The organism is Cohnella lubricantis (assembly GCF_014212015.1).
GTDB lineage: Bacteria > Bacillota > Bacilli > Paenibacillales > Paenibacillaceae > Cohnella > Cohnella lubricantis.
This window is the reverse complement of the sequence record NZ_JACJVN010000103.1, coordinates 1-812: the sequence shown is the minus strand read 5'-3', so window position 1 is coordinate 812 and position 812 is coordinate 1. Positions and strand designations below refer to the sequence as shown.

The window sequence follows — 812 nt, the reverse complement described above, 5'->3', positions numbered from 1 at the left end:
AGCATTTGGCCCCAATTTTGGACTCGTCCTGTCCATTTGCGCGTAACGTCCATCGTTACGAGATAAAGCATTTTGAGCAGGGCTTCGTCTGTCGGGAAGATGCTCTTGCCTTTGGTTACCTTGCGCAATTGGCGGTGGTAACTTTCAATCATGTTCGTCGTATAGATCAGCTTGCGGATCTCCGGCGGGTACTTGAAGAACGTCGCCAGCTCGTCCCAGTTGGTACGCCATGAGCGGATGATGAGCGGATACTTGGCACCCCACGTCTCTTCGAAGCGATCCAGCTCCACGAGCGCCATCTCTTCCGTCGAGGCCTTGTAGATGGGCTTCAGGTCCGCCGTCACTTTCTTGAGGTCCTTGTAGGACACATAGCGCGTCGAATTTCGAATTTGGTGGATGATGCACTTTTGGATCTCAGTCTTCGGGTAGCAGGCGGTGATCGCTTGGGAGAAGCCGGTCAGGTTATCGACACAGGTAATGAGGATATCCTGAACGCCACGGTTCTTGAGGTCGTTCAACACGCTCAGCCAGAACTTCGCCGACTCGTTCTCGCCGATCCACATGCCCAGCACGTCTTTGTTGCCATCCAGATCGATACCGATGACCATGTAGGCAGCCTTGTTCACGATGGCGCCGTCCTGCTTCACCTTGAAGTGGATGGCGTCCAGGAAAACAACAGCGTACACGGCTTGCAGCGGGCGATTCTGCCACTCCTTGATCAGCGGAACGATCTTGTTCGTCACGTTCGACTTCATCGTCCTCGGGACGTCGATGCCGTACAGCTGATGCAGATGAGACTGGTGCTCCCGGGT

1 protein-coding gene is annotated in these 812 nt (G+C 54.7%); it reads right to left on the bottom strand.

Annotation, left to right across the window (positions count from 1 at the left end; all coding sequences use genetic code 11):
* Window positions 1–812, bottom strand: an 812-nt coding sequence (locus H4Q31_RS20810; RefSeq protein WP_185180987.1) for an IS256 family transposase, incomplete at both ends; no start/stop codon positions are given.